The sequence below is a fragment of the Vibrio sp. DNB22_10_4 genome, from assembly GCF_052879755.1.
Genome location: NZ_JBNNXW010000139.1, coordinates 1 through 229, shown reverse-complemented (window position 1 = coordinate 229; position 229 = coordinate 1). Strand labels below are relative to the sequence as shown.

The window sequence follows — 229 nt, the reverse complement described above, 5'->3', positions numbered from 1 at the left end:
GCTACGACGGGATTCGAACCTGTGACCCCATCATTATGAGTGATGTGCTCTAACCAGCTGAGCTACGTAGCCACTCTTGAGAGCGAGAGAATATAATACAAACTCGTCTCTTGTGCCAAGGTTTTTTTCAAAAAAACTTGCCACTTTAAAAATGGCTGGGCTACCTGGATTCGAACCAGGGAATGCCGGCATCAAAAGCCGGTGCCTTACCGCTTGGCGATAGCCCAAC

At 48.5% G+C, this 229-nt stretch carries 1 tRNA gene; it reads right to left on the bottom strand.

The window, feature by feature from the left end:
* Positions 1-152: 152 nt before the first annotated feature.
* Positions 153-227, bottom strand: a tRNA-Gln gene (locus ACVA6Q_RS25000).
* Positions 228-229: the final 2 nt, after the last annotated feature.